This is a genomic window from Campylobacter sp. 2014D-0258 (assembly GCF_008000495.1).
GTDB lineage: Bacteria > Campylobacterota > Campylobacteria > Campylobacterales > Campylobacteraceae > Campylobacter_D > Campylobacter_D jejuni.
In genome coordinates this window covers 16,517-42,180 of record NZ_VOAR01000007.1, presented here as the reverse complement: position 1 = coordinate 42,180, position 25,664 = coordinate 16,517, and the positions used below count along the sequence as shown (strand labels likewise).

Annotated in this window: 26 protein-coding genes; 10 read left to right on the top strand and 16 right to left on the bottom strand. The window is 30.4% G+C overall.

Translation table 11 applies throughout. From position 1 onward, the window contains the following. Nucleotides 1–142: 142 nt before the first annotated feature. Both flgS and SR62_RS00800 read right to left on the bottom strand, forming a co-directional pair. Nucleotides 143–1,162: a fla regulon two-component system sensor histidine kinase FlgS gene (flgS, locus tag SR62_RS00805; RefSeq protein ID WP_002881726.1), complete on the bottom strand. Its 1,020-nt coding sequence runs from the start codon at nt 1,160–1,162 to the stop codon at nt 143–145. Nucleotides 1,163–1,165: 3 nt separating this feature from the next. After that, a complete protein-coding gene (locus SR62_RS00800) occupies nt 1,166–2,044 on the bottom strand; it encodes a DUF234 domain-containing protein (RefSeq protein WP_074484178.1) in 879 nt (292 codons plus the stop codon). A 35-nt stretch (nt 2,045–2,079) separates the two neighbouring features. On the opposite strand from SR62_RS00800, the gene SR62_RS00795 reads away from it, so the two are divergent. Further along, a complete protein-coding gene (locus SR62_RS00795; RefSeq protein WP_074484177.1) occupies nt 2,080–3,354 on the top strand; it encodes an aminotransferase class V-fold PLP-dependent enzyme in 1,275 nt (424 codons plus the stop codon). Here the strand turns inward: SR62_RS00795 and purU are convergent. The 14 genes from purU to SR62_RS00725 form a co-directional block, all read right to left on the bottom strand. Next, the gene (gene purU / locus SR62_RS00790) at nt 3,351–4,175 is read right to left on the bottom strand and encodes a formyltetrahydrofolate deformylase (RefSeq protein WP_002893126.1); all 825 of its coding nucleotides are present in this window, start codon (nt 4,173–4,175) and stop codon (nt 3,351–3,353) included. The two genes, SR62_RS00795 and purU, sit on opposite strands and share 4 nt — an antisense overlap. Next, the gene (locus SR62_RS00785; RefSeq protein WP_002893128.1) at nt 4,172–5,290 is read right to left on the bottom strand and encodes a CCA tRNA nucleotidyltransferase; all 1,119 of its coding nucleotides are present in this window, start codon (nt 5,288–5,290) and stop codon (nt 4,172–4,174) included. The genes purU and SR62_RS00785 overlap by 4 nt, the downstream gene beginning before the upstream one ends. Next, a complete protein-coding gene (locus tag SR62_RS00780) occupies nt 5,259–5,750 on the bottom strand; it encodes a CiaD-like domain-containing protein (protein ID WP_002866913.1) in 492 nt (163 codons plus the stop codon). Before SR62_RS00780 ends, SR62_RS00785 begins: the two co-directional genes overlap by 32 nt. Then, nucleotides 5,747–5,995, bottom strand: coding sequence for a tetratricopeptide repeat protein (locus SR62_RS00775; RefSeq protein WP_002859818.1), 249 nt, complete (start codon nt 5,993–5,995; stop codon nt 5,747–5,749). The genes SR62_RS00780 and SR62_RS00775 overlap by 4 nt, the downstream gene beginning before the upstream one ends. A gap of 78 nt (nt 5,996–6,073) precedes the next feature. Beyond that, nucleotides 6,074–6,247, bottom strand: coding sequence for a Sec-independent protein translocase subunit TatA2 (tatA2, locus tag SR62_RS00770; protein ID WP_002859817.1), 174 nt, complete (start codon nt 6,245–6,247; stop codon nt 6,074–6,076). A 12-nt stretch (nt 6,248–6,259) separates the two neighbouring features. Continuing rightward, nucleotides 6,260–6,598, bottom strand: coding sequence for a chaperone NapD (locus SR62_RS00765; RefSeq protein WP_041160086.1), 339 nt, complete (start codon nt 6,596–6,598; stop codon nt 6,260–6,262). Then, a complete protein-coding gene (locus SR62_RS00760; protein WP_002893134.1) occupies nt 6,591–7,505 on the bottom strand; it encodes a WD40 repeat domain-containing protein in 915 nt (304 codons plus the stop codon). Before SR62_RS00760 ends, SR62_RS00765 begins: the two co-directional genes overlap by 8 nt. Nucleotides 7,506–7,509: 4 nt before the next feature. Continuing rightward, a complete protein-coding gene (locus tag SR62_RS00755; RefSeq protein WP_010891887.1) occupies nt 7,510–8,034 on the bottom strand; it encodes a nitrate reductase cytochrome c-type subunit in 525 nt (174 codons plus the stop codon). After that, nucleotides 8,031–8,813, bottom strand: a complete 783-nt coding sequence (napH, locus tag SR62_RS00750; protein ID WP_010891886.1) for a quinol dehydrogenase ferredoxin subunit NapH — start codon at nt 8,811–8,813, stop codon at nt 8,031–8,033. Before napH ends, SR62_RS00755 begins: the two co-directional genes overlap by 4 nt. After that, nucleotides 8,810–9,550: a ferredoxin-type protein NapG gene (napG, locus tag SR62_RS00745; protein WP_002866909.1), complete on the bottom strand. Its 741-nt coding sequence runs from the start codon at nt 9,548–9,550 to the stop codon at nt 8,810–8,812. The genes napH and napG overlap by 4 nt, the downstream gene beginning before the upstream one ends. 17 nt (nt 9,551–9,567) lie before the next feature. Next, complete coding sequence (gene napA, locus SR62_RS00740; protein ID WP_002861425.1) at nt 9,568–12,342, bottom strand: periplasmic nitrate reductase subunit alpha; 2,775 nt, start codon at nt 12,340–12,342, stop codon at nt 9,568–9,570. A gap of 246 nt (nt 12,343–12,588) precedes the next feature. Then, nucleotides 12,589–13,116 (bottom strand): thiol peroxidase, encoded by a 528-nt coding sequence (gene tpx / locus SR62_RS00735; RefSeq protein ID WP_002856712.1) that lies wholly within the window; start codon nt 13,114–13,116, stop codon nt 12,589–12,591. Nucleotides 13,117–13,213: 97 nt separating this feature from the next. Then, complete coding sequence (gene peb2 / locus SR62_RS00730; protein WP_074484176.1) at nt 13,214–13,954, bottom strand: AcfC family adhesin PEB2; 741 nt, start codon at nt 13,952–13,954, stop codon at nt 13,214–13,216. Nucleotides 13,955–14,002: 48 nt separating this feature from the next. Continuing rightward, nucleotides 14,003–16,033 (bottom strand): ATP-dependent helicase, encoded by a 2,031-nt coding sequence (locus SR62_RS00725; RefSeq protein ID WP_002893136.1) that lies wholly within the window; start codon nt 16,031–16,033, stop codon nt 14,003–14,005. A 128-nt stretch (nt 16,034–16,161) separates the two neighbouring features. Here SR62_RS00725 and SR62_RS00720 point away from each other — a divergent pair, with 128 nt between their 5' ends. The 9 genes from SR62_RS00720 to SR62_RS00680 all read left to right on the top strand — a co-directional run bounded on the left by SR62_RS00720 (nt 16,162) and on the right by SR62_RS00680 (nt 25,630). Then, the gene (locus SR62_RS00720; RefSeq protein ID WP_002893137.1) at nt 16,162–17,196 is read left to right on the top strand and encodes a hypothetical protein; all 1,035 of its coding nucleotides are present in this window, start codon (nt 16,162–16,164) and stop codon (nt 17,194–17,196) included. A gap of 22 nt (nt 17,197–17,218) precedes the next feature. Continuing rightward, nucleotides 17,219–19,831, top strand: coding sequence for a valine--tRNA ligase (locus SR62_RS00715; protein WP_002893138.1), 2,613 nt, complete (start codon nt 17,219–17,221; stop codon nt 19,829–19,831). 4 nt (nt 19,832–19,835) lie between these two features. Continuing rightward, nucleotides 19,836–20,846: a methionine ABC transporter ATP-binding protein gene (locus tag SR62_RS00710; protein ID WP_002893140.1), complete on the top strand. Its 1,011-nt coding sequence runs from the start codon at nt 19,836–19,838 to the stop codon at nt 20,844–20,846. Next, nucleotides 20,843–21,754, top strand: coding sequence for a methionine ABC transporter permease (locus SR62_RS00705; protein WP_002893142.1), 912 nt, complete (start codon nt 20,843–20,845; stop codon nt 21,752–21,754). The genes SR62_RS00710 and SR62_RS00705 overlap by 4 nt, the downstream gene beginning before the upstream one ends. Before the next feature lie 191 nt (nt 21,755–21,945). Continuing rightward, nucleotides 21,946–22,719, top strand: coding sequence for a MetQ/NlpA family ABC transporter substrate-binding protein (locus SR62_RS00700; protein WP_002872575.1), 774 nt, complete (start codon nt 21,946–21,948; stop codon nt 22,717–22,719). A 48-nt stretch (nt 22,720–22,767) separates the two neighbouring features. Continuing rightward, complete coding sequence (locus SR62_RS00695) at nt 22,768–23,538, top strand: MetQ/NlpA family ABC transporter substrate-binding protein (RefSeq protein WP_002860750.1); 771 nt, start codon at nt 22,768–22,770, stop codon at nt 23,536–23,538. 9 nt (nt 23,539–23,547) lie between these two features. Further along, a complete protein-coding gene (locus SR62_RS00690) occupies nt 23,548–24,324 on the top strand; it encodes a MetQ/NlpA family ABC transporter substrate-binding protein (RefSeq protein WP_147502223.1) in 777 nt (258 codons plus the stop codon). 83 nt (nt 24,325–24,407) lie between these two features. After that, nucleotides 24,408–25,070 (top strand): flagellar basal body P-ring formation chaperone FlgA, encoded by a 663-nt coding sequence (gene flgA, locus SR62_RS00685; RefSeq protein WP_002876101.1) that lies wholly within the window; start codon nt 24,408–24,410, stop codon nt 25,068–25,070. After that, nucleotides 25,067–25,630 (top strand): UbiX family flavin prenyltransferase, encoded by a 564-nt coding sequence (locus SR62_RS00680; RefSeq protein ID WP_002860748.1) that lies wholly within the window; start codon nt 25,067–25,069, stop codon nt 25,628–25,630. Before flgA ends, SR62_RS00680 begins: the two co-directional genes overlap by 4 nt. The last annotated feature ends 34 nt before the right edge of the window (nt 25,631–25,664 follow it).

Below are 25,664 nucleotides of genomic sequence, written 5' to 3'. Positions count from 1 at the left end.
AACCATAGTTTGAGTTATCATTGATACTAAAGATACTCATATTAATTCCTTAATTTAGATTTTTCTGCCTTCAACCTAAATATATTTATATAACTAATACAAGCAAAATCTGTTCCGTTTTGGGGTGAAAAGAAAATATTTATCACACCAAAGGTAAGGTAAAATAAAAATTCTTAGGATCGCTTTGAAAACTTAACTCTCCCTTATGAGCGTTTATGATTTCTTTAGAAAGAGACAAGCCAAGCCCATTGCCTTTAAGTTTTGTTGTTTTAAAAGCTTCAAAAACCAATTTCTCATCTTTTATTTCACAACCATTATCATACACTCTGATGCATATTTTTTCATTATCACAACTTGCTAAAATTTTAATCATAGGCTTTTCACATTCGCTTTCTTCTATCGCATCAATAGCATTATAAATCAAATTTTGCAAAACCAAACCAAGAAGAGCTTTATCAGCACAAATCTGCTTATCCAAAAAAGATATTTCAAAGTCTATTTGAGAAGTAAAATTATAAGAGTTAATGGCACTTTCACACTCTTCTTTTAACTCTAAAAGATTAAAATTTAAAGCATTGATGTGCACACCCTTAGTAAAAAGTAAAGTTGAATTTACGATACGCTCTACTCTAGCAATAGCCTTTTGGATTTCAAGAACTATATGCTTATTTTTAAGCTCACTACGAGCAAAAAGAGTTGAAGCAAGTAAAGATATAGATCCAATAGGATTTCTTATCTCATGTGCCAAATGAGCCGCTACACTACCCATACTTGCAAGCCTTTCATTGCGTTTTTCATCGCTAATATCTATAGCTGAAACTATAGTTTTTTCATTATGTGCTATGATTTTTACCGCATAAAACCTACCTTCAAATTCAAGCTCATCACGAATTTTATCCAGACTAATGATACTAAGTAATTTTGGATTTTTCAAGGCTTCTTGATTTTGTAAAATAATATTTTTTTCTTTATCTAAAATCCAAAGTGCACTAGGCAACACCTCTATAATCTCATCAACCATTGCGCGTAAGGAATTATAGTTTTCATTTAAAGTTTTGTATTCATTTTCTATTACATAAGTTTGTTCTATAAGACTTTCTAAGCCTTTTTGTAGGGTTTCTTTTTCATTTGAGTCTAAACTTTTTAAAATACTTTCATTCATTTATCATTCCTCTAATAAAATCTTAAAATCATTCAAATCAAGTAAAAGCAAATTCTGTTCACATATTTTATCAAATTCCTTGCTAAAACCATTTTTTGAGATTATAATGTAATAATTTGGAGCCAAATTTAAAGACTTTGCTTTTGATTTTAAAAGATTTAAAATATTTTTACAAATTTTTTTATTTTTAAATTTAACCTCTCCGACAAAACACAAATTTTCATCTTGATAATAAAGATCAAGTTCTAAATTCTTATCCCAGTAACTTTGCACTCCATTGATATTGAATTTTTTCTCAAGCAATTCTCTAGAAAGCTGTTCAAAACAAAAACTTTGATAAAGTTCAAATTTTTCTTTAATGCATTCTAAAACTTCTTTATAACGATTTTGCAAAATAAGCTTTTCATTGGGCTTTAAAAAATAAAAAAAGAAACGAGTAAAATGGCTGCTAAATATAATCTTATCTTGGACAACATAAGATCTTAGTTCTTTTTTGATTTTTTGTCTTTTATCTTTTATTTTTTTAGCTTCCTTACTATACTCAAGTTTTATTATACCTGTTTCTAAAAGATATTTAAGTGTAGATAAAGCTTTAAAATGCTGAATTTTTCTATTGATAGAAAAACGCTTGCGATTGTTTTTAGCTAGTAAAGTAAGAGCGTAAGAACTTGTTTCATCCAAGGCGAAATAACTTTTAATTTTTAGATAATCATCAAGCAAAATTCGCTCTATATTTGTAAATACATCGTCTTCAAAATTTAAAATGTTTAATTTTTCAAAACCTTCAAACACACTATAAAAATCAAAAAGCTTACTTAAAGACAAATTCTTATGCAAATCTACAAAGTTCTTAAATTTTATATTTTTCCTTTTATAAAGCATTTTTATAGTATAATTTTAGCAAATTTTTATAAGGATTGTATTTGCAAATTTCAGATTTAAAAAAAGAATTGATCTTAAAAAAAGGTATTTTGCATTTTGACTTCACAGCAAGTGCTTTAGCTCTAAAATGTGTAGAAAAAGAAATTTCAAAATTTCTTCCAACCTATGCAAACACACATTCTGATAGCTCTTTGAATTCTTTTAAAACTCAACAAATTTACGAACAAGCAAGAAAAGATATAAAAAAAAGTTTATCATTAGATGAAAATTTTGCCCTTATAGCCTGCGGAACAGGATCAAGCAGTGCTATTAAAAAATTTCAAGAATTGATCGGCATTTACATTCCTCCTCTTGTAAAAGAAAGATATTTTACGCAAATTGATAAAAATACCTTACCTTTAGTTATCGTAGGGCCTTATGAGCATCATTCTAATGAACTTTCATTTCGAGAAGGCTTGTGTGAATGCATTAGAATTCCCTTAGATAAAAATGGGGAAATTGATTTTGATTTTCTAGAAAAAACTTTACAAAAAAACAAAAAAAGAAAAATAATCGCTAGCTTTTCTTTGGCTTCAAATGTTACTGGGATATTAAGTGATTACAAACGCATTTCTGAAATGGTTCGTAAATTTAAAGGGATAGTTGCTTTTGATGCATCTAGTTTCATTCCCTATAAAAACATATCTTGCCAATACTATGATGCGTTGTTTATAAGTTCTCATAAATTAATCGGTGGTATTGGTGGTTCTGGACTTTTAGCCATCAAAAAAGATCTTTGTGGAAACAAGCCTAGCTTTGCAGCAGGTGGAACTGTGGGCTATGTTTCTCGCACTTCACAATGCTACCTTTGCAATGAAGAAGCTTTAGAAGAAGGAGGAACACCTGGAATTTTACAACTCATTCGCGCTAGCTTAGCTTTTAAAATCAAAGATTCTATAGGGATTAAAAATATAGAAAAAAAAGAAGAAATTCTAAAAGATTATTTTTTTGAAAAACTAAAAACTATACCTAATTTAATTTTATACGCAAAGAAATTAAAAACCCGATTGCCTATTTTTGCTTTCAATATCAAAGGAATTTCTCCTTTTGATATCGCTTACGAACTTAGTAAAAAATACCACATAGAAACACGCGCTGGATGTGCTTGTGCTGGGCCTTATGGTCATGATTTACTAGGCTTAAAAGATAATCAAAAACTTAAAACAAAACCAGGTTGGTTAAGAATAAGCTTGCATTATACGCATGAAAAAGAGGATATTGATTATTTTTTTAATGCTTTAAATAAAACTATAGTAAAATTATCGCATTAAAATATTATAGTTTTATTATTATGTATAAAAATTCTATCTTCAAAAGCCAAATCAAGTGCTTTTGAAAGAACATCTTTTTCTATATTTCTACCTGCTTGCTGCATATCTTGCCAAGTAAATTCATGGTTTACAGGTAAAACAGCTTGAGTGATAATAGGACCTTCATCAAGATTATTATTTACAAAATGTGCCGTAGCTCCAATTATTTTAACCCCTCTTTCAAAGGCTTGTTTATAAGGATTTGCTCCTATAAATGCAGGTAAGAAAGAATGGTGAATATTTATAATCTTACCTTCAAAATGCCTAACAAAATCAGGAGATAAAATTCTCATATATTTTGCCAAAACCAAATAATCAAATTTATATTGTTCAAGACATTTTAAAATCTGATTTTCTTGCTCTTTTCGATCTAAATTTTCAGCGCTGATAAAATGATAAGGAATTTCAAATTTCTCAACTAAATCCTTTAAAGAGTTGTGATTTGAAATCACAGCTTTGATATTTGCTTCAAGTTCGTTACTATAATGCTTTATTAGTAAATCTCCCAAACAATGACTTTCTTTAGTAGCAAAAACAACAATATCTTTTTTTCTCTTCTCGCAAAGCTCTATCAAGGCTTCTTGTCCAAGCATAGCCTCAAGCGTTCCTATAAAAGCTTCTTTATCAAATTCACCTTCTAAAAGAGCACGAAAAAAAAACATTCCTTCGCCTACAAATTCATCGTTTTTTACTATATTGATATGATATTTAAAAATAACATCAGCAATTCTATAAATTAAACCTTTTTGATCTTTGGTGCAAATTTTTAATACAGAAATCATTTAACTAAACCTTTTATATATTCTTTTAATTCATTCTCTCTTGCTTCTTGAAGCTTTAGACCAAGAATTTTACCACAAAATCCAGCATTTATGAAATCTTTTGCTAAAATTTTACTTTCAAACTTATTCTCATAAAGCCCTAATCTTTTAGCTTGCTCAATACGCTTTTTACTCCAAAGTCCAAGCCATTCCTTCAAAGGCATTTCAAAAGCAATTTTTGCTAGTTCAAAATCACTTATATCATCAAGATAAAAAGCTTGATTTGCGTATTTTAGGTATTCTTTTTTAAGTTTAGTTCTTTTAAAAAATATATCTTTTTCTAAATTAAAAAAATTCAAATACAAATACAAGAATAAAGCATCGCTTTTTACAAATTCTCTACTTTGTCTGAGTAAATTTTGAAATTCCAAACTCTTAAAAACACTCTCAAAGCCGAAAACCTGTTTCTCTAAGCCAAGTTCTTGTAAATATCTATAGCCGACATCAAGTCTAGGGCTTTTAAAGAATTTATAAAGCTCCGCATTGATCCTATCTTTGCTAAGATCAGTTATATCCATACTTTGCATCAATTTCAAGCTTTCGCTAGTTATCTTAAAGTTAAACCTTGAAGCAAATACTACCGCTCTTAATACTCTTAAACTATCCTCTTGAAAGCTTTGTTTATCAATATGCCTTAAAAAGCCTGCTCCTAGATCTTTTAATCCTCCATAAAAATCTAAAAACTCATCGTTAAAAAGATTAATCATCATAGAATTTATGGTAAAATCGCGTCTTTTGGCGCCAAGTTTTTCATCATTGCAAATTTGAACTTCAAAACCTTTATGTCCATAGCTTATTTTGTTTTCGGTTCTAGCAAGGGCTAAATCATAATTTTTAAACTTATACACAAAAAAACTTTTTCCAAAGCCTTGTGCGCCCAATTTTTGCATAATCTTTTCAAAATCTTTAAGTTTTATATCATAAAGCTCTATATCATAGTCACAAATTTTTAAACCTAAAAACAAATCCCTAACACTACCTCCAACCAAATACGCTCGTTTAGTATAAGGCTTTAAAAACTCAGCAATAAACTGTAAATCGGAATTATTTTTTAAGCTTATCTTCGATATTTGCAAGTAAAAACTCTAAAAAATTTATGGTCAAGTTTAACCTATTTTCAAGATCATCTTTTTTTATACTATTTAAACCTTCAAAAAGAACTAAAATTCTCTCTCTAAGATGTTTTAAAAAAATATCCTCATTAAGCGTTTGAACCTCTGTTATAACACTAGGATTTAAAATTTCACTTTGTAAAAAAGGCTCTTCTTTTTTAAACTCTTTATTTTCCTGAGTAGAAATTTCAATATTATTTTGTATTTTTTGCTCTTCTTCAAATTTTGCCATAGAAATTTTATCTTCTAAGTCTTGCGGAGTATCGAGCTCTTCGCATACAAACTCCATAGGCGGTAATTCATCTTTTATTTCAGTTTTTCTATTTAATTCTTGTTCTTTTAAAATTTCATTTTGTCTTCTTTGCTCTTCCATGATAGAGCTAACTTCGCTAATGGTTTTTTTAGCTAAATCTTCCAAATTCATATTTTTATCAACCACCTTTTAAATTCATTAATTTCTTCATCGCTTTTCATATTAATAAAAAAATCCAACATTTGAGTGTTTAAATCTTTATGCTTGGATCTAAAACCACTAAGACGACGAACCGCATCGATAGCGTTTTGGTTATCTGGATCTTCTTTTAAGATATTTTTATAAATTTCTAAAGCTTCGTCTTTTAACCCTTGAGCCTCATAGATAGAAGCTTCAGTGACTGTATTTTTCATCACTGTTTCCTAAAATTTTTCTTTAATTCTAGCAAAAAGCTTTTTAATTTATCTTTAAGAAAATAAGATGTTTTTTAATGTCTATTTTGTTTTAAACAATTTTTCTATATATTCTTTTTTTTCTTTCTCTAAGCTAGAATTTAATTCTTTTTGTTCTTTTTTAACTTGCGCTTTTAAATCTTGATTTTTAAAATACACATAATCAATTCCAAAAATAACACCAATTATAATAAGCAATGGGATTAAAAATACCATATACTTTACACTTTAAGAAAATTGATTAAACACACTACCATAGTAGCGAACATTCTCAGCATTTTCATTTTTTTCTATCGTTTCTATTGCGCCACTATTGATTGCTTTTTGGATATCATCATTTAAATCTTGATAAGAAAAAACCATATTAATACTGATAATATTTGGCAATTTCTCAAGCATTTTATAAGAGTTTAACTCATCTTCTAAATTTTCACTTTCAATCACAACTATAATCTTTTCATTTTCACAAAGTTCTACAGAACAAAAAGGAATTTCAGATATAGCCTTTTTTAAATCATTTACATATTCTTCTTTTGCTAAAATCAAAACACTAGAAAGATTATTCATCAATACTCCTAAACATTATACTATCACCAAAACCTGAAACGATAAAATCTTTATTGTTTAAAAAAATAATAAACTCACTCATCAAATTTTCATTATTAAAAGTTTCAACAGGCTTAAAATCACTTGTGCTAAAAACTTCACTAACTCCAGCTTCATTATCGCTATAAACAGCCAATTCTCCATTAGGACTTAAAGCGCAAGCATATATCAAAAAATCTTTTTGCAAAAAATTTTGCTCTTCATTTTTTACAACTCCTATACGCCTATCCGTTCCACAACTTAAAATAACATTATTTTTAAAATCTACTTGATAGATATTATCTTTATGCATTTTATCATAGTTTTTTAACATCTTCCAATTTTTCAAATCAAAAAGTTCTACTTCGCCACTCTCAAAACCTGCAACTAGTCTACTCTTATCTTCATTTAAAACTGCATCATTAAGACTAGAATGGGAAAAATTAAATTTTTTTATATTTTTTAAACTTTTATCAATCAATTCTATTTCAGAACCAATAGAAATCAAAAGATAAGTATTTTCATTGATAAAAAATGCTTTTATTATGCTATTTTCTTCGAGCTTTTTGATTTGTAAATTTTCCTTATAAAAACTTAAATTTTTAGCACCAAAATCACCCTCGCTAAGTATTAAAAGTGTATGTTTAAAAACATCAATGTTGTAAATTTTAGCAAAATCATCACCATAATAATTTTTAATCTTTGGCAAAGATAAAAGTTCTTTTAAACTTTTATCTTTAATGTTATATTGTAAAATTTCACCTTTATCAGTGCCTATATATAAGTTTTGCTTATCAAGCTTTAAAGCTGTTATATTGGCATTTAATTTCAGCTCATAAGCATAAGACAAAACACAAAAAAGACTCAAAATAAAAAGAAATTTTTTCATTTATTTACTTTACACCCTCATTAATCACATCAATTAAATTTGAACGACTTTTTAATTGTTCATTTTTAAATTCAGGTTTAAAGCTATTTCCCACTAAAGGTTTTGCATCGCTTTGTGGAACATGACACTGAGTACAATTAAAACGACTATCGCTAATCATATCTCCTGTGGTTTTATTGTGTCTAAAATCATAATAATGACTAGCAGGAAGTGGAGTTGCACCAGCATCTGCTGCTATAGCCTTATCATGGCAGCTTAAGCACATATTGTTATCTTTAGTTATAGGTAACAAATCTTCAATAGCATGCGGAATTAATGGTGGTGCATTTTCATAAGAACGCTCAAAACGAGTAGATTCCCCAGGTTGTAAAGTTGTGAAATTTGCTTCCACTAAATTTACTTTATTTTCATTTTCTAAACTTGCTTTTCTAAGTCCAATTTGTTCCGAACTTACCCCACTATTCATTGCACAAGCGGCAAAAAATACCACTGCAGCACTTCCTAATAAAACCAATTTCTTCTTCATCATTTATTCCTTAAATCAAAAATATTAAAATTCAAAGCATCATCATTACAAACTTCTATACATCTTGCACACCTTATACACTCTCCTGATTTCACGCTAGTACTTTCTTTTCCAACCATCCACAAAACCTGTTTTTCAGGACAAATACGGATACATTCATAACATTTAGTGCATTTATCACTATCATGCTTTATTTTAAGCAAAGCAAAACGAGAAATAAAAGCATAAAAAGCTCCTAGTGGACAAAAATGTGAACAAATTGCCCTAGGGCTTAAAAAAGTATCGATACAAAAAAGTATAAAGGCTACAAAAATCCAAGAACTTGTAGCAAAAATAATCCCTCTATGTATCATTCCTATATAAGAAAAACTTTCAAACACAGGCAATGAAAATACAAAAGAAAGGACTAAAACCAAGACCAACACAAAATAGCGTAAATTTTTAGGTAAAATTAAAAATTTATTATTAAGGGTTAATTTATTTCGCACAAAAGCAGCAAAATCTGTGATTAAATTAACAGGACAAACCCAAGAGCAAAAAACCCTTCCTAAAAGCAAACCATAGATAAAAAATATAATCAAAGCTCCTATTAAAGCCATTAAATCTATACTCCAGCTTGCTAAAATGATTTGCAAAACCGCAAAAGGATCGCTTAAAGGTATGGTATTAAAAAGTCTAGAAGAACTTAAATTTCCCTGCAGGATAAAATCTGTAGCTTTAAAACTAAAAAGCGCTAAAATTCCAAGCTGAACGATGCGTCTAGCAATTAAATACTTCATCACAGTTCTCCATCATTTAAATAATTGGTTGCTTTTTTAGCATCAAAATGTTTTGAAGTATCTGCATTTTTTATACGTCCTTCATCTTTTTCATCCCAGCCTTTTACATAATGAGATCCTGCTTTTCCCAATACATACTCCCTTGGCAAAACACGAATGGCTGGTTTTTCAGTAATACAAGCAAGTTCACAAAGCCCACAACCTACACACACTTCATGATCCACACTAGGTAGTAAAAAAGCGTGCTTGGCGGTGCGTTCATTGCGTTTAAGCTCAAGTTTTAAAGCCCTATCTATCAAAGGACAAGCTCTATAACAAGCATCACATTGAATTCCCCAGTGTGCCACACAAGAAGCACTATCAACAATAGCAATACCCATTTTCAAAGATTCTATACCCTGTTCTAAATGCTTTTTATCTAAAGCATCAGTTGGACATTCTCTAATGCAAGGAATATCCTTACAAAGATAACAAGGAATTTCTCTTGCCTTAAAAAAAGGTGTACCATTTTTTGGACTATCTAACAAGCTAGCAAGCTTTAAAGTATCATAAGGACAGGCTTTTACACAAAGCCCACAACGAATACATTTGCTTAAAAATCTAGCTTCATCTTCAGCCCCAGGAGGACGCAAGGCATAATTATCATCGGCTTTTAAAGCCAAATTAGCCAAAAATCCACCTCCTGTACATAAACATGCAGCCTTAAAGGCACTAACGAAAAATTCTCTTCTACCTTTCATTTAATCAAAACCCTAAATCAAGCCTTATAAATTTTTACAGCACATTTTTTAAAGTCAGTTTGTTTTGAAAGCGGACAAGTCGCATCCAAAGTAACTTTATTGATATATACATTCTCATCAAACCACGGCACATACACAAGTCCTACAGGCGGTTTGTTTCTTCCACGCATATCCACTCTTGCTTTTACTTTACCACGACGAGATTCCACCCAAACCAAATCACCTTGATTTAAGCCTAATTTCTCTCCATCTTTCTCGCTCATATAGCAAAGTGCTTCAGGCACAGCGCGGTAAAGCTCAGGCACACGCATAGTCATAGTTCCACTATGCCAATGCTCTAAAACCCTTCCTGTTGCAAGCCAGAATGGATACTCTTTACTTGGTCTTTCAGGTGCTTTCATAAATGGCCTAAAGAAAATTTTAGCCTTATTTTTAATACTGTGCTCTTTTTCATCTTTAGGAGCTATTAAATCCCCATTTGTAAGCATTTTGTTAAAATCACCATAAAAAGCAAAATCTGAATTTGGAGCCGCTTTTTTAGCATAATAATCAAATTTAGTATTAAATCTCCATTGTGTTTCCTTGCCATTAACCACGGGCCATCTTAAACCCCTTACTTTATGATAGGTATCAAAATCCGCTAAATCATGTCCGTGTCCTAAGCCAAATTTACGATATTCTTCCCAAAGGTATTTTTGAACGAAAAAGCCATAACCTGTAAATTCTTTTCCATCACTGCCTTGAATTTTTCTCTCATCACCTTTAACATCAGTATTATCAAAGCCTTTTGCGATAGCATCGTTTGGATTAAAGCTTTTTGCTTCTTTATTGGCAAATAGCACATCAAAAAGTGTATCATCTTCACTATAACCCATAGCTTTTGCCTCTTCTAAAACACTTGGCAAGGTAAGCTTATTATCCACTTTTTGCTCTTTCCAAACTTCTTTAAGCTTAAAGCGTTTTGCAAATTCTAAAATTTGCCAAGTATCACTCATGGCAGCACCTACAGGTAAAACTTGTTGTTTCCAATGTTGAGTTCTTCTTTCAGCATTACCATAAGCACCCCATTTTTCATAAATCATAGCACTTGGTAAAATAAGATCAGCTACTTTTGCTGAAATTCCAGGATAACAATCACTTACAACAATAAAATTATCCATTTCTCTTGCTGCTGCGATCCAGTGATTTGCATTTGCAGTGTTTTGCCATGGATTATTCACTTGCACCCATGCAAATTTAATTTTTCCATCTTCTAAATCTCTCATGATATTAAGATAAGGAGAACCTGGTTTTGGGTTGATGGTCTTTGCAGGAACTTTCCAAATTTTTTCAGAAATTTCTCTGTGTTTTGGATTGGCTACAACCATATCTGCAGGCAAACGATGCGAGAAAGTTCCTACTTCCCTAGCTGTTCCACAGGCACTTGGCTGTCCTGTTAAAGAAAAGGCTCCGCTACCTGGTTTAGCTTGCTTTCCTAGTAAAAAATGCACCATATAAGCTTGTTCATTTACCCAAGAACCTCTTGTGTGTTGATTAAAGCCCATAGTCCAAAAACTTACGACTTTGCGATTTTTCTCTATGTAAAGATTAGCTAATTCTTGAAGTTTTTTCTTAAAATCTTCCAAAGACTCATTATCATCACCTTTGGCTACTTTTGCAGTGTATTCCAAAGTATAAGGGGCTAAACCTTTTTTAAATTCTTCAAAAGAAATTTCCCAGTTTTTATCAGCCACACCTTGATGTTTCATTTCAAATTTATCACCCGCTTTAACGCCAAGATAAGATAAAGAAGTAGCCTCTTCATCGTCTAAAGTGATTACATTTTCTTTTTCAACCGTATCTTTTTCACTTTCTTTAAATTTTGGATGATTTGGATTATTTCTCATACCATAACCAATATCAGCATAACCAGTTGCAAATACGCAGTGATCTTTGATAAATTTCATATCCATAGCCTCTGGATGATTATAAACAATCTCTCTTGCTATGTAGTTCCAAATAGCCAAATCTGTATTTGGTTTAAAAATAATTTCAATATCAGCAATATTTGAAGTACGGTTAGAAAAAGTGCTTAGATTAACAACTTTGACCTTATCAAGATTACTTAGTTTTCTATCACTTACTCTTGACCAAAGGATTGGGTGCATTTCAGCCATATTAGCTCCCCAAGTGATGATAGTATCTGTAAGTTCTATATCATCATAACAGCCTGATGGCTCATCTACACCAAAAGTTTGCATAAAACCAACCACTGCAGAGGCCATGCAATGTCTTGCATTTGGATCGATATTATTTGTTCTAAAACCCGCTTTTGCAAGCTTTAAAGCAGCATAACCTTCTTGGATAGTGTATTGCCCACTACCAAAAATCCCTATACCTGTAACGCCGAGTTCATTGTAGGCTTTTTTAAATTGTTTTTCCATTTCATCAAAGGCTCTTTGCCAAGAAACTTGTTGAAATTTGCCTTTTTTATCAAATTCGCCTTTTTCATTCATGCGAAGCAAAGGCATAACAAGACGATCTTCACCATACATGATCTTAGCATTAAAATAACCTTTGATACAATTAAGTCCGCGATTTACGGGTGCTGCAGGATCACCTTTTGTTGCTACGATTTTGCCATCTTTTCTAGCTATCATAATTCCACAGCCAGTTCCACAAAATCTACAAACAGCTTTATCCCATTTCCAATCTTCTTCTTGCGCGCCAAGCATAGAGCTTGGAACACTAAGCCCTGCAACACTAGCAGCACTTGCAATAGCGGTATTTTTAATAAAATCCCTTCTATTCATCCTTATTCCTCCAAAATAAAAAAATCATCTTATTATAAAAAATGGAGTATAAAAATCTCTTGAAATTTTAATAAAAATAATAATTTTAAAGCTCTATTTTATAGGAGTTTTATTGTCCTTTTTATATTTTTCTTACACAAAATAAATATTAAAAATAATCAACTTAACAATTAAAATATAATCAACTTAAAATAATAAAAAAATGAAGATATAAAAATTAAGCCCTAAGAATGGGCTTAATCAAAATTAATGGCAACCACAACCACCGCAGCAGCTAGAACCACCAAAGAATGCATCAAGTTTTGCAATATCTGGCATTTCTGTGATTTCATTTACAAGTTCTTTATATGCCACTTTACCCTCTTTAATCACAAATACGGCACGAGCTAAAAGCCCTTCTAAAGCACCTTCATTTATCAAAACACCATATTTTTCACCAAATTCTTTTGCTACAAAATCACTTGCAACACTTAAATTTTCAATACCTTCTGTACTGCAAAATCTTCCCATAGCAAAAGGCAAGTCCATACTTACTACAATCACTTCAGCACCATTGTAACTGGCTACTTTTTTATTAAATTCTCTAGCCTCTGTAGCACAAACTGGTGTATCTAAGCTTGGAACACTTAAAATGATTTGAGTTTTACCCGCTGCACCGATTTCAATCACGCTTAAATCTTTAGCTTTAAGATTTACCTTAGGAGCATCTGCTCCAACTTCTACCGAATTTCCTTTAAGTTTTACAGGATTTCCTTTAAAATTTACTGTACTCATTTAATTTCCTTTTTTGATATTTTAAACATTATTACAATTAATGTTTTAGGAGTGATTATATCCTATAAATATTAATTATTTTTAATTTCACTGAAAATTATTTTACTTCTTTCCAAGTATATTTTTTCCACACTTTTTGAGCTTCCTTACTCTTAATAAAATCTACAAATTCTAAAGCTTTTTTGTTTTCTAAACCTTTTTTTGTAGGAGCTATTTCAGCTGCACGATAAATCACCGCATTTTTATCTTTGATAAATAAAGCTTTATCATCGCCTAAAGCCTTTGCCCAATGAGACCAAATGATTAAAGCATCAATATTTGGATTGTTATTCCACTCATCTACAGCAGCTTTGGAATTTTTAGCATAAATTTTTATATTTTTACGTAATTTTACCAAATTTTCTCTTTTTGCACTTTTTAAAGCCATATCTTCATAAAGTCCAACTTGTCCTGCACCATCAACCACCATAACATTTACGCCATCTTTTAAAATGTCTTCAAAATTTTTAATATTTTTTGGATTATTTGGACGCACGATAATACCTGATGGACGCACATTTAAAACGCTTAAATTTTCCAAACTTAAACTTGAAATTTTTTTAGCAAAATCATCCATCATTGAAGTATTGCCTGAAAAAATCAAATCTGCATTTTCTTTTGCTTTATCTATCCAAGCTGGAGTTGGACCTGCGGTTACAATCACCTTTTCTTTTGTTTTTTCTTCAAATTTTAAAGCAAGCTCTTTTAGTACAGGAGCAGGACCACCTGGACCATAAACTAAAATTTCAGCATTTAAAAAACTTGCTGCTACTAAACTTAAAATTAATATTTTTTTCATAAAATAAACCTTTCTTTAATAATATAACTTACTTGAAAGGAAATTTTATCAATCTATAGTTAACTCTCCCTTGCAAAGCCCTGCTTCTATAAGAAAACGAGAAGGAGCAAAAGAAGTTTTTTTGTTTTTATCATATTTAGCATAACTTAAATAAAGTATATTTTTTGCCCTAGTTACCGCAACATAAAAAAGTCTTCTTTCTTCTTCTAAGCTTCCACCCATTCCCATAAGCTTTTGATTAGGAAAGCGACCTTGCGCAAGATCAATCACAAAAACAAGATCAAATTCCAAGCCTTTACTCGCATGCACACTAAGCAAATTAACTCCTTTGCCACTACTCATTTCGCTTGCACCTAAAGTTAGAAAATTATAATACTTGTAAATATCGCTATAATTTTTTGTAAGCTCTTTTAAGACATTGAATTTTGTTTCTATTTTTTCTAAATTTTCACTCTTTCTTAATAAATCCACCTGCCCTGCTTTATTTGTCGCTCTTTTGGTTGCAAGTTCTTCACAAATTTCTCTATAAAAAGAATTTTCGCAAATTAAATTTACCAAAGCCAAAGAGTGTTTTATTTCCATAGCTTTTTTTAAAAAAAGATAGATTTTTTCCAAATTTCTAGCACACAAATCATTGATTTTTGAAAGTCTTAAAATAGGATGTGCATCAAATTCACTCTCAAATTTAAAACGAGTTTCGCTGGCTAATTCTTCCAAATCTGCAAAAAGCCCAAGTTGATAATTTCTTTTTTGATGATTTTGCAAATTTACATTTTTATCAGGATCTAAAAAACCTTTTATTAAATTTCCATGCCCTAATTTTAAAAGTGCGTCAAAAATTTCTTTTGCTAAAACTCCACCCACACCTTTGGTATATTGAACCAAATGAATAAAAGCCATAATATCCTTAGGATTTACCACAAGCGCAAGCATAGCACTAAAAGCTTTAACTTCCAAACTTTCAAAAAAACTTCCACTTCCCTTTCTCACACTTGCAATGCCCTGCTCCCTTAAAGCTACTTCAACCCCATCAGCACTTGAGTTGTTGCGAAAAATCACAGCAATTTCTTCCAAACTTACTCCGCTTGTAAGTATCATTTTGGCTATATTTTGATACTGATCAAATAATTCTTCAAAAGTAAGCAAAGATGGGGCTTTAAACTCATCATTTCTTGTAACAATAAGTTCTTTTGGATATAATCTTTCGTTATTTAAAATCACTTTATTAGCCAAAGCTAAAATACTTCTTGATGAACGGTAGTTTTTATTTAAAGAAAAAATTTTTGCATCTTTAAAACGATCTTTAAACCCACCTATGATATTAATATCCGCTCCATTAAAAGCATAAATACTTTGATCATAATCCCCTACGCAAAACAAACTTTTACTATGAAAAGCCTCTATTAAGGAACTTTGCAAAGTATTTGTGTCTTGATATTCATCTACTAAAATTTCATCAAATTCATATTTTTCTTCTTTTAAAAGATCTTTTAGATTGATAAGCAAGTCATTAAAATCTACATAATTAAAACGCTTTTTTTCATTATCATATTCTTTTAAAATATCTTCATAAATTTCAGCATAAATACTTTGATCTTCGTAGTTTTGGCAAAACCAAGTATAAAAATCTTGATTGTGCGCTTTGTTTTGAAACAAAGAATAAAGATCATATAAATAACTTGATTGATAAGGTTTTATATCACTTAAATGTCTAAAAGTTCTTTTTTCATAGACACTTTTAAGTAGAGTTTTTAACTCGCTTGCTTGCTTTAAGGCTATATTTTTATCCGCATTTCTAAGTAAGGTATAAGCCGTACTATGAAAAGTTCCTGCAAGTATTTTACTGGTAATATTTTTATCAAAAAATTTCCCTAAACGCCCTATCATTTCTTTGCTGGCTTTGTTTGTGAAAGTTAAAAGCATGATTTTTTGCGGTGCCACTCCCTTGCTTAAAAGATAAGAAATTCTTGCAACAATAGTAGAAGTTTTTCCCGTCCCTGCACTTGCAATAACAAGATTGTGTCCAAAATCAGCAGTAGCAGCAAGATATTGTTCATTATTTAATTTTGAAAGTGGCATTATTTTCCTTATAAAAGTTAAAATTATAAAAAAAAATTACTTAAAAATATAAAAATTTAAAATTACTTTATATTAGATTATAGTACAATGCTAAAATTATTTAACTTTCTGTTTTTAAGGGATAGCAAATGAATTTGAAAATTTTTTCTATTATTGTTGGCATATTAATTGCTGTTATTGTGATATTAGGTGGGGCATATTATTATCTTTTTGAATATTCAAAACCAAAGAATTACACCTTAAATACCAACACTTACACCGAACAAAAATCGTATACCAATAACTACGATAATTCCTATTCACCCTCGATTTCACCCTCGATCCAAACCAACAATAGTTCATCAGATATAAATATTAATAACAATACCATCCAAAAGCAAGAAACAAACCTATTAGATGAAAATCAAAGCTTAAATAACGATACATTTAATACATCAATAAGCGAAAACAATCAAAGCTTAAATAATGATACCAATAATACAAGTAATAATATTAATACAAATGAAAATAAGCAAATTTTAGATACGGATAAAGGAAAATTAAAACAAGAAAATAAACAAGCCAAAATAGAAGCTCTTAAAAAAGAAATCAGCAAACAACAAAAGATCTTAGAAAGAGAAAGAGCCGTAAAAAAAGAACTTCAATCAAACAAATCAAACAAAAATAAATATCTAAATACCGCTAGAGAATATCTAAGCATAGGAAAAAACAGTCGTTTAGAACCTGAGCTTAGCACAGAAAATATGAAAGTTTACATTTTAGATGGAAAATTTTTAAGCCAATACAGAATCAATCTGTTAAAAGATATGCTAAGCGTTATACAAGATAATGCAAAAGATTATTATCTAAGTATTTTTGTTAAAATGCTACCAAAAGGGGAAATGAAATTAACTATCTATAACAAAGAAATTATCTTTTCAGATATGAAAAAAGCTTATAAATATATTAGTTTAGATAGATTAAGCCCATATTTAAACAATCCAAAAGAATTAAATGAACATGTAGCACGTGAAGAAATTTTAGAAAGACTTAAACTTCAAATTAAAAAAGACGGCAAAGGAAGTGATTTTTCTAAACATATCAAAAGTTTGAAAACTGGACTCAATACAGCACAATATTTCTTCCCGTTTTGTGAAATTATAGAAATTAGCTCTATTAAATAAGCTAAAACAATAAAGGCAAATAATGTATGATAAAAATTTAGAAAAAGAGTATTATCAAATTTGCGAAGAACGCGGATATTTTGAGATCGATGGCAATAAAACCATACAAGAAAAAGATAAAAATTTCTGCATTATGATGCCTCCTCCTAATGTCACGGGAGTTTTACACATAGGACATGCTTTAACTTTTACTCTGCAAGACATTATGACGCGTTATAAAAGAATGGACGGTTATAAGGTTCTTTATCAACCAGGACTTGATCACGCAGGTATTGCCACTCAAAATGTTGTAGAAAAACAACTCCTTGCTCAAGGCATTAAAAAAGAAGAGCTAGGTAGAGAAAAATTTATAGAAAAAGTCTGGGAATGGAAAGAGCAAAGCGGTGGAAAAATTTTAGACCAAATGAGAACACTAGGCATCACTCCTGCATGGAGTCGCTTGCGTTTTACTATGGATGAAGGTTTGGTTAATGCCGTAAAAAAAGCCTTTGTGGAACTTTATGATAAAAGACTTATTGTACGTGGAAACTACATGATAAATTGGTGTACTCACGATGGCGCTTTAAGTGATATAGAAGTTGAATACAAAGAAAACAAAGGAAAACTTTATCATATTAAATACTTTTTAAAAGACAGCGATGAATTTTTAGTAGTAGCCACAACGCGTCCTGAAACTTTTTTTGGCGATACTGCAGTTATGGTACATCCCGATGATGAACGCTATACTAAATTTGTGGGCAAAGAAGTGATTTTGCCTATAAGCAAAAAAGCCATTAAAATCATAGCTGATGAGCATGTAGAAAAAGAATTTGGAACAGGAGTTGTAAAAGTTACTCCCGCTCATGACATGAATGACTATGAAGTAGGACTTAGACATAATTTAGAATTTATAAGCGTTTTTAATGAAAAAGGAATTTTAAACGAACATTGTTTAGAGTTTCAAGGTTTAGAACGCTTAGAAGCAAGAGAAAAAATCGTAGCCAAACTTGAAAATCTTGGCTTTATAGAAAAAATAGAAGAACATAACAATCAAATAGGATATTGTTATCGTTGCAACAATGTAGTTGAACCTTATATCTCCAAGCAATGGTTTGTAAAAAAAGAAATCGCCCAAGAAAGTATAGAAAAAGTTGCACTTGGCGAAAGCAAATTTTATCCAAATCACTGGATAAATAGCTTTAATGCTTGGATGAAAGATTTAAGAGATTGGTGTATTTCAAGACAACTTTGGTGGGGGCATCAAATTCCTGTTTATTATTGCGAATGCTCTCATGAATGGGCAAGCCAACATACGCCTAAAACTTGTCCAAAATGTCAAAGTCAAAATTTCAAACAAGATGAAGATGTACTTGATACTTGGTTTTCTTCAGGACTTTGGGCTATGAGCACTTTAGGCTGGGGGAATGAAAATTGGGGCAAAGATAAAATTTGGTCTGAAAATGATTTAAAAGATTTTTATCCTAATTCTTTACTCATTACAGGTTTTGATATTTTATTTTTCTGGGTGGCTAGAATGATGTTTCAAAGCACCAATGCTTTACATCAACTTCCTTTTAAAGATATTTATTTACATGCTCTTGTGAAAGATGAGCAAGGTAGAAAAATGAGTAAAAGTCTTGGAAATGTCATCGATCCAAATGAAAGTATTAAAGAATATAGTGCTGATATTTTACGCTTTACTTTAGCACTTCTTGCTATACAAGGACGCGATATTAAACTTAGCAATGATAAACTTTTACAAGTTAGAAATTTTACAAATAAAATTTATAATGCTACAAATTATCTGCTTTTAAATGAAAGTAAATTTGAAGATTTGGAAAATATCACACTTCATTCAGAATTAGCAAAATATATCTATACCAAATTTCAAACTTGTGTTAAGGATGTAAGAGAAAATTTAGACAATTATCGCTTTAATGATGCAGCCAATACTCTATATAAATTCTTTTGGGATGATTTTTGCGATTGGGGTATAGAGCTTAGCAAAGCAGAAAAATCGAGCGTTAAAGAACTTGGTAGTATTTTCAAAGAAGCTTTAAAACTCTTAAATCCTTTTATGCCTTTTATCAGCGAGTATTTATACCACAAACTAAGCGATACAGAACTTAAAACAAGCCCTTCTATTATGATAAGCAAATATCCAAAATTTAAAGAACAAGATAAAAATATAGAAAAAATCTTTTCTTTACTCATAGAAAGCATAGTTGGTATCCGCCGTGCTAAAAGTTTAATCGATCTTGGAAATTCTAAAATAGAAAAAGCTTATATCAAATTTAACGATAAAAAAATCAAAGATGAAATCAAAGCTTATATGAATTTTATCATGATGCTCGCAAAGTGCGAGCAAATAGAATTTAGTGAAGAAAAATTACCAAAGGCAATATGTGATGTTAGCGAGAATTTAGAAATTTTTATTACGCTTGAAAATGTTGATTTAAGTGGTATTTTAACAAGACTTGAAAATCAAAAAAATAAGCTTGAAAAAGAAAGTGCTAAGCTTAATTCTATGCTCTGTAATGAAAAATTCATCGCTAACGCACCTAAAGAGGTGGTTGAGCAAAATAAAGAAGCTCTAGAAAATTTAAAAATTCAACTTGAAAAAATATCAGTTGAACTTCAAAATCTAAGAGGTTAAAAATTTGATAAAAATAAAAAATTTAAAAAAATATTATGGCAAGGAACTCGTGATAAACGATGTTTCTTTGGAGATTAAAAAGGGTGAAATTTACGCCATAGTAGGTCATAGTGGAGCTGGAAAATCCACTCTTTTAAGATGTATCAATGGACTTGAGAATTATCAAGAAGGAAGCTTAAAAGTCTTTGATCAGGAAATTAAAGATTTAAGTCAAAAAAAATCAAAAGAGCTAAGAGTGCTTAGAAAAGATATAGGGATGATTTTTCAAAATTTTGCCCTAATGGAGCGCAAAAATGTATTTGAAAATGTTGCTATGCCTTTAAGAACACACTATACTCAGTGTAAATTTCATGCCAAGCTTTTTAATAAAGAATACATGAGCGAAAAAGAAATTGCCCAAAAAGTCAATTCCTTACTTGAAATCGTAGGACTTGATCATAAAAACAAATCCTATCCAAGAGAACTGAGTGGGGGACAAAAACAACGCGTTGCTATTGCTAGAGCCTTAGCTTTAAACCCAAAAATTTTACTTAGTGACGAAGCTACTTCGGCTCTTGATCCAAACACTACAAAAAATATTTTAGAGCTTATATCTAAAATCAATGCTGAATTTGGGATTACTGTTGTTTTAGTAACTCACGAAATGGATGTAGTAAAAGACATAGCTCAAAAAGCTTTATTACTTGAACATGGACAAATCATAGGAAGTGGAGCAATTGATGAGCTTTTTTTAAGGCCTAATGCCAAAATGAAAGAATTTTTAGGAGAAAGCGACTTCTTGCCTGAGCACGGACTTAATATCAAACTTTACTTTCCAAAAGAAGTTGCCCAAAATAGTGTCATCACTCATATGGCAAGAACTCTAAATATAGACTTTAACATAGTTTGGGGTAAAATAGAAAAACTTAATGGAAAAGCCTTGGGAAATTTAGTTATAAATATAAATGAAAAGGATAAAGACAAGGTTCTTGATTACATAGAAAAAAGTGGAGTATTATGGGAGGTGGCATCATGAATGAAGAAAACATCTCTATCATCAGTGCTTTTTTTAGTAGAATTTCTCAATTTTTTAATGAATTTTCTTGGCAGGATATTAAAGAAGTGAGTTTAAGTTCTATTACAAGTTTCAGTGAAAATTATGAAAACATTTTAAAACCTGCGCTTAATGAAACAATTTATATGAGTTTAATGGCTGTACTATTTGGATTTTTATTGGCTATCATTCCTGGAATTTTACTTGCTATTTGGGATAAAAACGGAATTAAAGAAAATAAAATCGCTTATAGTATTTTAGATTTTATTACAAATATACTGCGTGCCTTTCCATTTTTAATTCTTATAGTTGTTCTTTTACCACTTTCTAAAATCATAGTAGGCACAAGCATAGGTACAAATGCTGCCATAGTTCCTTTAGCTATCGGAATAGCTCCTTATTTGGCAAAGATGCTTGAAAGCGCTTTTAAAGAAATAGACAAAGGAATCATAGAAGCAGCAAAAAGTTATGGTGCTAGCAATATTCAAATTATCTTCAAGGTTATCTTTAGTGAGGCCCTTCCTGCTATAATTAGCGGAATTACTCTAACTTTGATCTTTACCATTGGTTTTTCTGCTCTTGCTGGAACTGTCGGTGGTGGAGGTTTGGGAGATGTCGCTATTCGCTATGGTTATGAAAGATTTAACAAAGAAGTTATGATTCAAACTGTAGTTATTTTACTTATATTAGTTCAGTTAGTTCAAATTCTAGGTAATTTATTTTATACTTGGGCTAAAAATAGTAAAACTACATATATCATCGCCACTCTATTGATTTTACTTGGAATTAGCATAGTTATCAATATAAACAATGATGAAAATTTCTTTTGGCAAGCAATTGTTTTTATCTTATTTTTAGGAAGTTTGCTTTATAAAGGTTTCAAAAAATAAGGAGATTATATCTCCTTTTAAGATAAGTATAAGTTTTTTTAAGTAAAATTTAAACAAAAAATTAAAGGAATTAAAATGATGTATCAGATGCGTTAATCTGACTATCAACAAGTTTTTATATGCTTCTTCCTGATAGTCAGAGTGAATTTATTAAGATTAAAGCAAGCACAAAATGACTAAAAAGGAAAAAAATGAAAATCAAATCTTTATTTATAGCAAGTATTTTAACATTAAGTCTTAATGCAAATGCATTAGAAACCATCACAGTTGCAGCAACTCCCGTCCCTCATGCTGAAATCCTAGAGCAAGTAAAACCTGATTTAGAAAAACAAGGCTATAAACTTGAAATCAAAGAATTTACGGATTATGTTTTACCTAATCTAGCTGTTGATAACGGAGAAGCCGATGCAAATTTTTTCCAACATACTCCTTATTTGGAAGAATTTAATAAAAACAAAGGCACCAAACTTATCAAAGTAGCTGCCATACACATAGAACCTATGGCTGTTTACTCCAAAAAATACAAAAGTCTAGATGATATTAAAGAAGGGGTTAAAATCGCCATTCCAAATGATCCAACCAATGAAAGTAGAGCTTTAGATATTATTGCAAAAAAAGGTTTGGTAAAATTTAAAGATAAGGCTTTAAAAACACCTCTTGATATTATAGACAATCCTAAAAAAATTAAATTTGTAGAATTAAAGCCCGCACAACTTCCAAGAGCTTTGGATGATGTTGATTTTGCTGTAATTAATTCCAACTACGCTCTCTCTGCAAATCTAAATCCTGCAAAAGATAGCGTATTTATCGAAGATAAAGAAAGCCCGTATGCAAACATTCTTGTTGTAAGAGTGGGACATGAAAACGATCCAAAAATCAAAGCCTTAATCCAAGCTCTACAAAGTGATAAAATCAAACAATTTATCATAGAAAAATACAACGGATCTGTTTTACCTGCTTTTTAATTTTGTCCCTTACCTAGGGACTTTTTTCTTAAATACAAAGGAGTTTTTATGAATTTATTTAAAATTATTATACTCGCTTGCACTCTAAATTTATCTAGCCTATTTGCACAAAACATTACTATAGGAGCCACTCCAAATCCTTTTGGTAGCTTACTAGAACTAATGAAAGATGATTTTAAAAACAAAGGGTATGAGCTTAAAATAGTAGAATTTTCAGACTATATTTTGCCCAATCGTGCATTAGAGGAAAAAGAACTTGATGCAAATTTATATCAACACAAACCTTTTTTAGAAGAATACAACCTAAAAAAAGGTTCAAATTTAATTGCAACAACGCCTGTACTTATAGCTCCAGTAGGAGTTTATAGTAAAAAAATCAAAAATTTAGAAAATCTTAAAGAAGGTGCTAGAGTTGCTATACCTAATGATGCGACCAATGAAAGCAGAGCTTTAGAGCTTTTAGAGAAAGCAAAATTAATAGAGCTTAACAAAAATACTCTAAAAACCCCATTGGACATAAACAAAAATCCAAAAAAACTTAAATTTATAGAGCTTAAAGCCGCACAACTTCCAAGGGCTTTGGATGATGTTGATATTGCTATAATTAATTCTAATTTCGCACTTGGAGCTGGTCTGAATCCAAGTAAAGATACTATTTTTAGGGAAGATAAAAATAGCCCTTATGTAAATTATGTTGTGGTACGCTCAGAAGATAAAAATAGCGAAAAAACCAAAGTAATTGATGAAATTTTAAGAAGCGATAAATTTAAAGCCATCATTAATGAACATTATAAAGATATATTAATCCCAGCTTTTTAGGAGTATAGCATGAATATTAAAAAAATATTTTTAAGTGTTTTATTTACAATTAGCCTTAGTTTTGGGGCAGATAAAACCATAATCATAGGTGCAACACCAACGCCTTATGCTGAAATTTTAAATTTCTCTAAACCCTTATTTCAAGAAAAAGGTTGGAGGTTGATAGTTAAGGAATTTAATGACTATAATATACCTAATATCGCTTTAAATGAGAAAGATTTAGATGCAAATTTATATCAGCATAAACCTTTTTTAGATGATTTTAATACCCACAAAGGAACAAATTTAAGTTCTTTAGGTGCTATTGTTTTAGTTCCTATGGCTATATATTCTAACTCCATAAAAGATATAAAAGACATTCCTAATGGTGCTAAAATCGCTATACCTAATGATGCTACCAATGAAAGCAGAGCCCTTGATTTACTAGCTAAAGCAAATTTAATAGAATTTAAAAGTCAAAGCACCCTTAAAACCCCTATTGACATAAGTAAAAATCCAAAAAAACTTAAATTTATAGAGCTTAAAGCCGCACAACTTCCAAGAGCCCTAAATGATACTGATTTGGCTATTATTACCACAAACTATGCTCTTGGAGCAGGCTTAAACCCTTTAAAAGATGGTATTTTTATGGAAGATAAAGATAGTTTATATGCTATTGTTTTAGCTACAAGAAAAGGTGAAGAAACAAGTCAAAAAAGTCTTGTTATTAAAGAAATTTTAATAAGCGATAAAATTAAAAATTTTATCATAGAAAAATACAAAGGCTCTGTTATCCCTACTTTTTAACTCTATACAAAGCCTTCTAAAGGCTTTGTTAAACTTATAAAAGCTAAAATACTATTTATTGCATTATAATTCTTAGGATAAAAATGAAAATTATTTTTTTAACTTTTTTTATTGTGATAAATTATATCCAAGCAGCTAGTTTAGAAGAAATCAAAACAGCACTAGCTAAAGAATTTAGAAATAATTTTCCTAAAATTATAATTTCTCAAATTGATTTAAAAATAACATCATTGCCTAAAGATTTTGATCAATATGAATTTCTAAGAATCGCTAATGGGCGTTTTAATCAAGCACAAGGCTTTTTAAGGGCTGAATTTAAAACTCCGCAAAATATACAAAAAAATGTATTTTTTAGATATTTCATTCAAGCAAATTTAGAAGTTTTAAAAAGCGAACGCGCTATAAAAAGAGGAGATAAACTTGGAGCTTTTGACTATAAAAGCGTATTGATTGATTTTGATAAAGTTCCTTTAAATGCCTTAACCTTAGATGATGTAGATAATCTTGTAGCTAAAAGCAATATTAACAAAAACGCCATTTTAAGAGCAAATATGTTTAAAACCACAGCTTTAATACGCCGAAATGATCCTATAATCGGGATTTTAAGCGAAGCAAATGTTGATGTTTTAATCGAACTTGTGGCTTTGCAAAGTGCAAATATGGGCGAAAGGATTCGTGCAAAAAACAAAGAAGGTAAAGTTATGCAAGGCATCGTAGTGGGTAAAAATAGGATGATTATACAATGAAGGTTTTATTAGGAATTTCTGGTTCAAGCAGTGTCAATTTAGGCTTAAAATTATTAAAAAATCTAGAAAACCAATGCGAACTTTATTGCATTTTAACCCAAGGTGCAAAACTTAGCTTCAAAACTGAAAATCAAGCAAATTTAGAAGAAATTTGTCAAGAAAATTTTAAATACACTTATTTTTTAGATGATAAAAATTTAAGTCTAAGTGTAGCAAGTGGATCTTTTGGAATAGAAAAAACCATCATTGCTCCTTGTTCAATTTCAAGTTTAGCAAAAATTCACGCTGGTTTTGCAGACACTCTTTTAATGCGTGCTGCAGCAGTGGCCTTAAAAGAAAGAAAAAAACTTATCTTAGGCGTACGCGAAATGCCTTTTTCTACTTTAAATTTAGAACATATGTTAAAACTTAGCCAAATGGGAGTTATTATCGCCCCTCCTATTATCGCAAGCTATTCTAAAGCAAACAATCTAGAGCAAATGGAAAATTTTATCGCAGGTAAATGGTTAGATCTTTTAGAAATAAAACACAATTTATATGAAAAATGGCAAAATTTTTAGTTTAAATTTGTTATATTTTTAAAAAAAATTGGAG

Excerpts from the sequence above, each read along its gene's own strand:
- tpx (WP_002856712.1), bottom strand. The coding sequence starts at position 13,116 with ATGAGTACAGTAAATTTTAAAGGAAATCCTGTAAAACTTAAAGGAAAT.
- SR62_RS00765 (WP_041160086.1), bottom strand. The coding sequence starts at position 6,598 with ATGAATAATCTTTCTAGTGTTTTGATTTTAGCAAAAGAAGAATATGTA.
- SR62_RS00695 (WP_002860750.1), top strand. The coding sequence starts at position 22,768 with ATGAATTTATTTAAAATTATTATACTCGCTTGCACTCTAAATTTATCT.
- peb2 (WP_074484176.1), bottom strand. The coding sequence starts at position 13,954 with ATGAAAAAAATATTAATTTTAAGTTTAGTAGCAGCAAGTTTTTTAAAT.
- SR62_RS00690 (WP_147502223.1), top strand. The coding sequence starts at position 23,548 with ATGAATATTAAAAAAATATTTTTAAGTGTTTTATTTACAATTAGCCTT.
- SR62_RS00755 (WP_010891887.1), bottom strand. The coding sequence starts at position 8,034 with ATGATGAAGAAGAAATTGGTTTTATTAGGAAGTGCTGCAGTGGTATTT.
- napA (WP_002861425.1), bottom strand. The coding sequence starts at position 12,342 with ATGAATAGAAGGGATTTTATTAAAAATACCGCTATTGCAAGTGCTGCT.
- tatA2 (WP_002859817.1), bottom strand. The coding sequence starts at position 6,247 with ATGGTATTTTTAATCCCATTGCTTATTATAATTGGTGTTATTTTTGGA.
- SR62_RS00705 (WP_002893142.1), top strand. The coding sequence starts at position 20,843 with ATGAATGAAGAAAACATCTCTATCATCAGTGCTTTTTTTAGTAGAATT.
- flgS (WP_002881726.1), bottom strand. The coding sequence starts at position 1,162 with ATGAATGAAAGTATTTTAAAAAGTTTAGACTCAAATGAAAAAGAAACC.
- SR62_RS00680 (WP_002860748.1), top strand. The coding sequence starts at position 25,067 with ATGAAGGTTTTATTAGGAATTTCTGGTTCAAGCAGTGTCAATTTAGGC.
- SR62_RS00800 (WP_074484178.1), bottom strand. The coding sequence starts at position 2,044 with ATGCTTTATAAAAGGAAAAATATAAAATTTAAGAACTTTGTAGATTTG.
- SR62_RS00700 (WP_002872575.1), top strand. The coding sequence starts at position 21,946 with ATGAAAATCAAATCTTTATTTATAGCAAGTATTTTAACATTAAGTCTT.
- napG (WP_002866909.1), bottom strand. The coding sequence starts at position 9,550 with ATGAAAGGTAGAAGAGAATTTTTCGTTAGTGCCTTTAAGGCTGCATGT.
- flgA (WP_002876101.1), top strand. The coding sequence starts at position 24,408 with ATGAAAATTATTTTTTTAACTTTTTTTATTGTGATAAATTATATCCAA.
- purU (WP_002893126.1), bottom strand. The coding sequence starts at position 4,175 with ATGATTTCTGTATTAAAAATTTGCACCAAAGATCAAAAAGGTTTAATT.
- SR62_RS00780 (WP_002866913.1), bottom strand. The coding sequence starts at position 5,750 with ATGAATTTGGAAGATTTAGCTAAAAAAACCATTAGCGAAGTTAGCTCT.
- SR62_RS00720 (WP_002893137.1), top strand. The coding sequence starts at position 16,162 with ATGAATTTGAAAATTTTTTCTATTATTGTTGGCATATTAATTGCTGTT.
- SR62_RS00760 (WP_002893134.1), bottom strand. The coding sequence starts at position 7,505 with ATGAAAAAATTTCTTTTTATTTTGAGTCTTTTTTGTGTTTTGTCTTAT.
- SR62_RS00725 (WP_002893136.1), bottom strand. The coding sequence starts at position 16,033 with ATGCCACTTTCAAAATTAAATAATGAACAATATCTTGCTGCTACTGCT.
- SR62_RS00715 (WP_002893138.1), top strand. The coding sequence starts at position 17,219 with ATGTATGATAAAAATTTAGAAAAAGAGTATTATCAAATTTGCGAAGAA.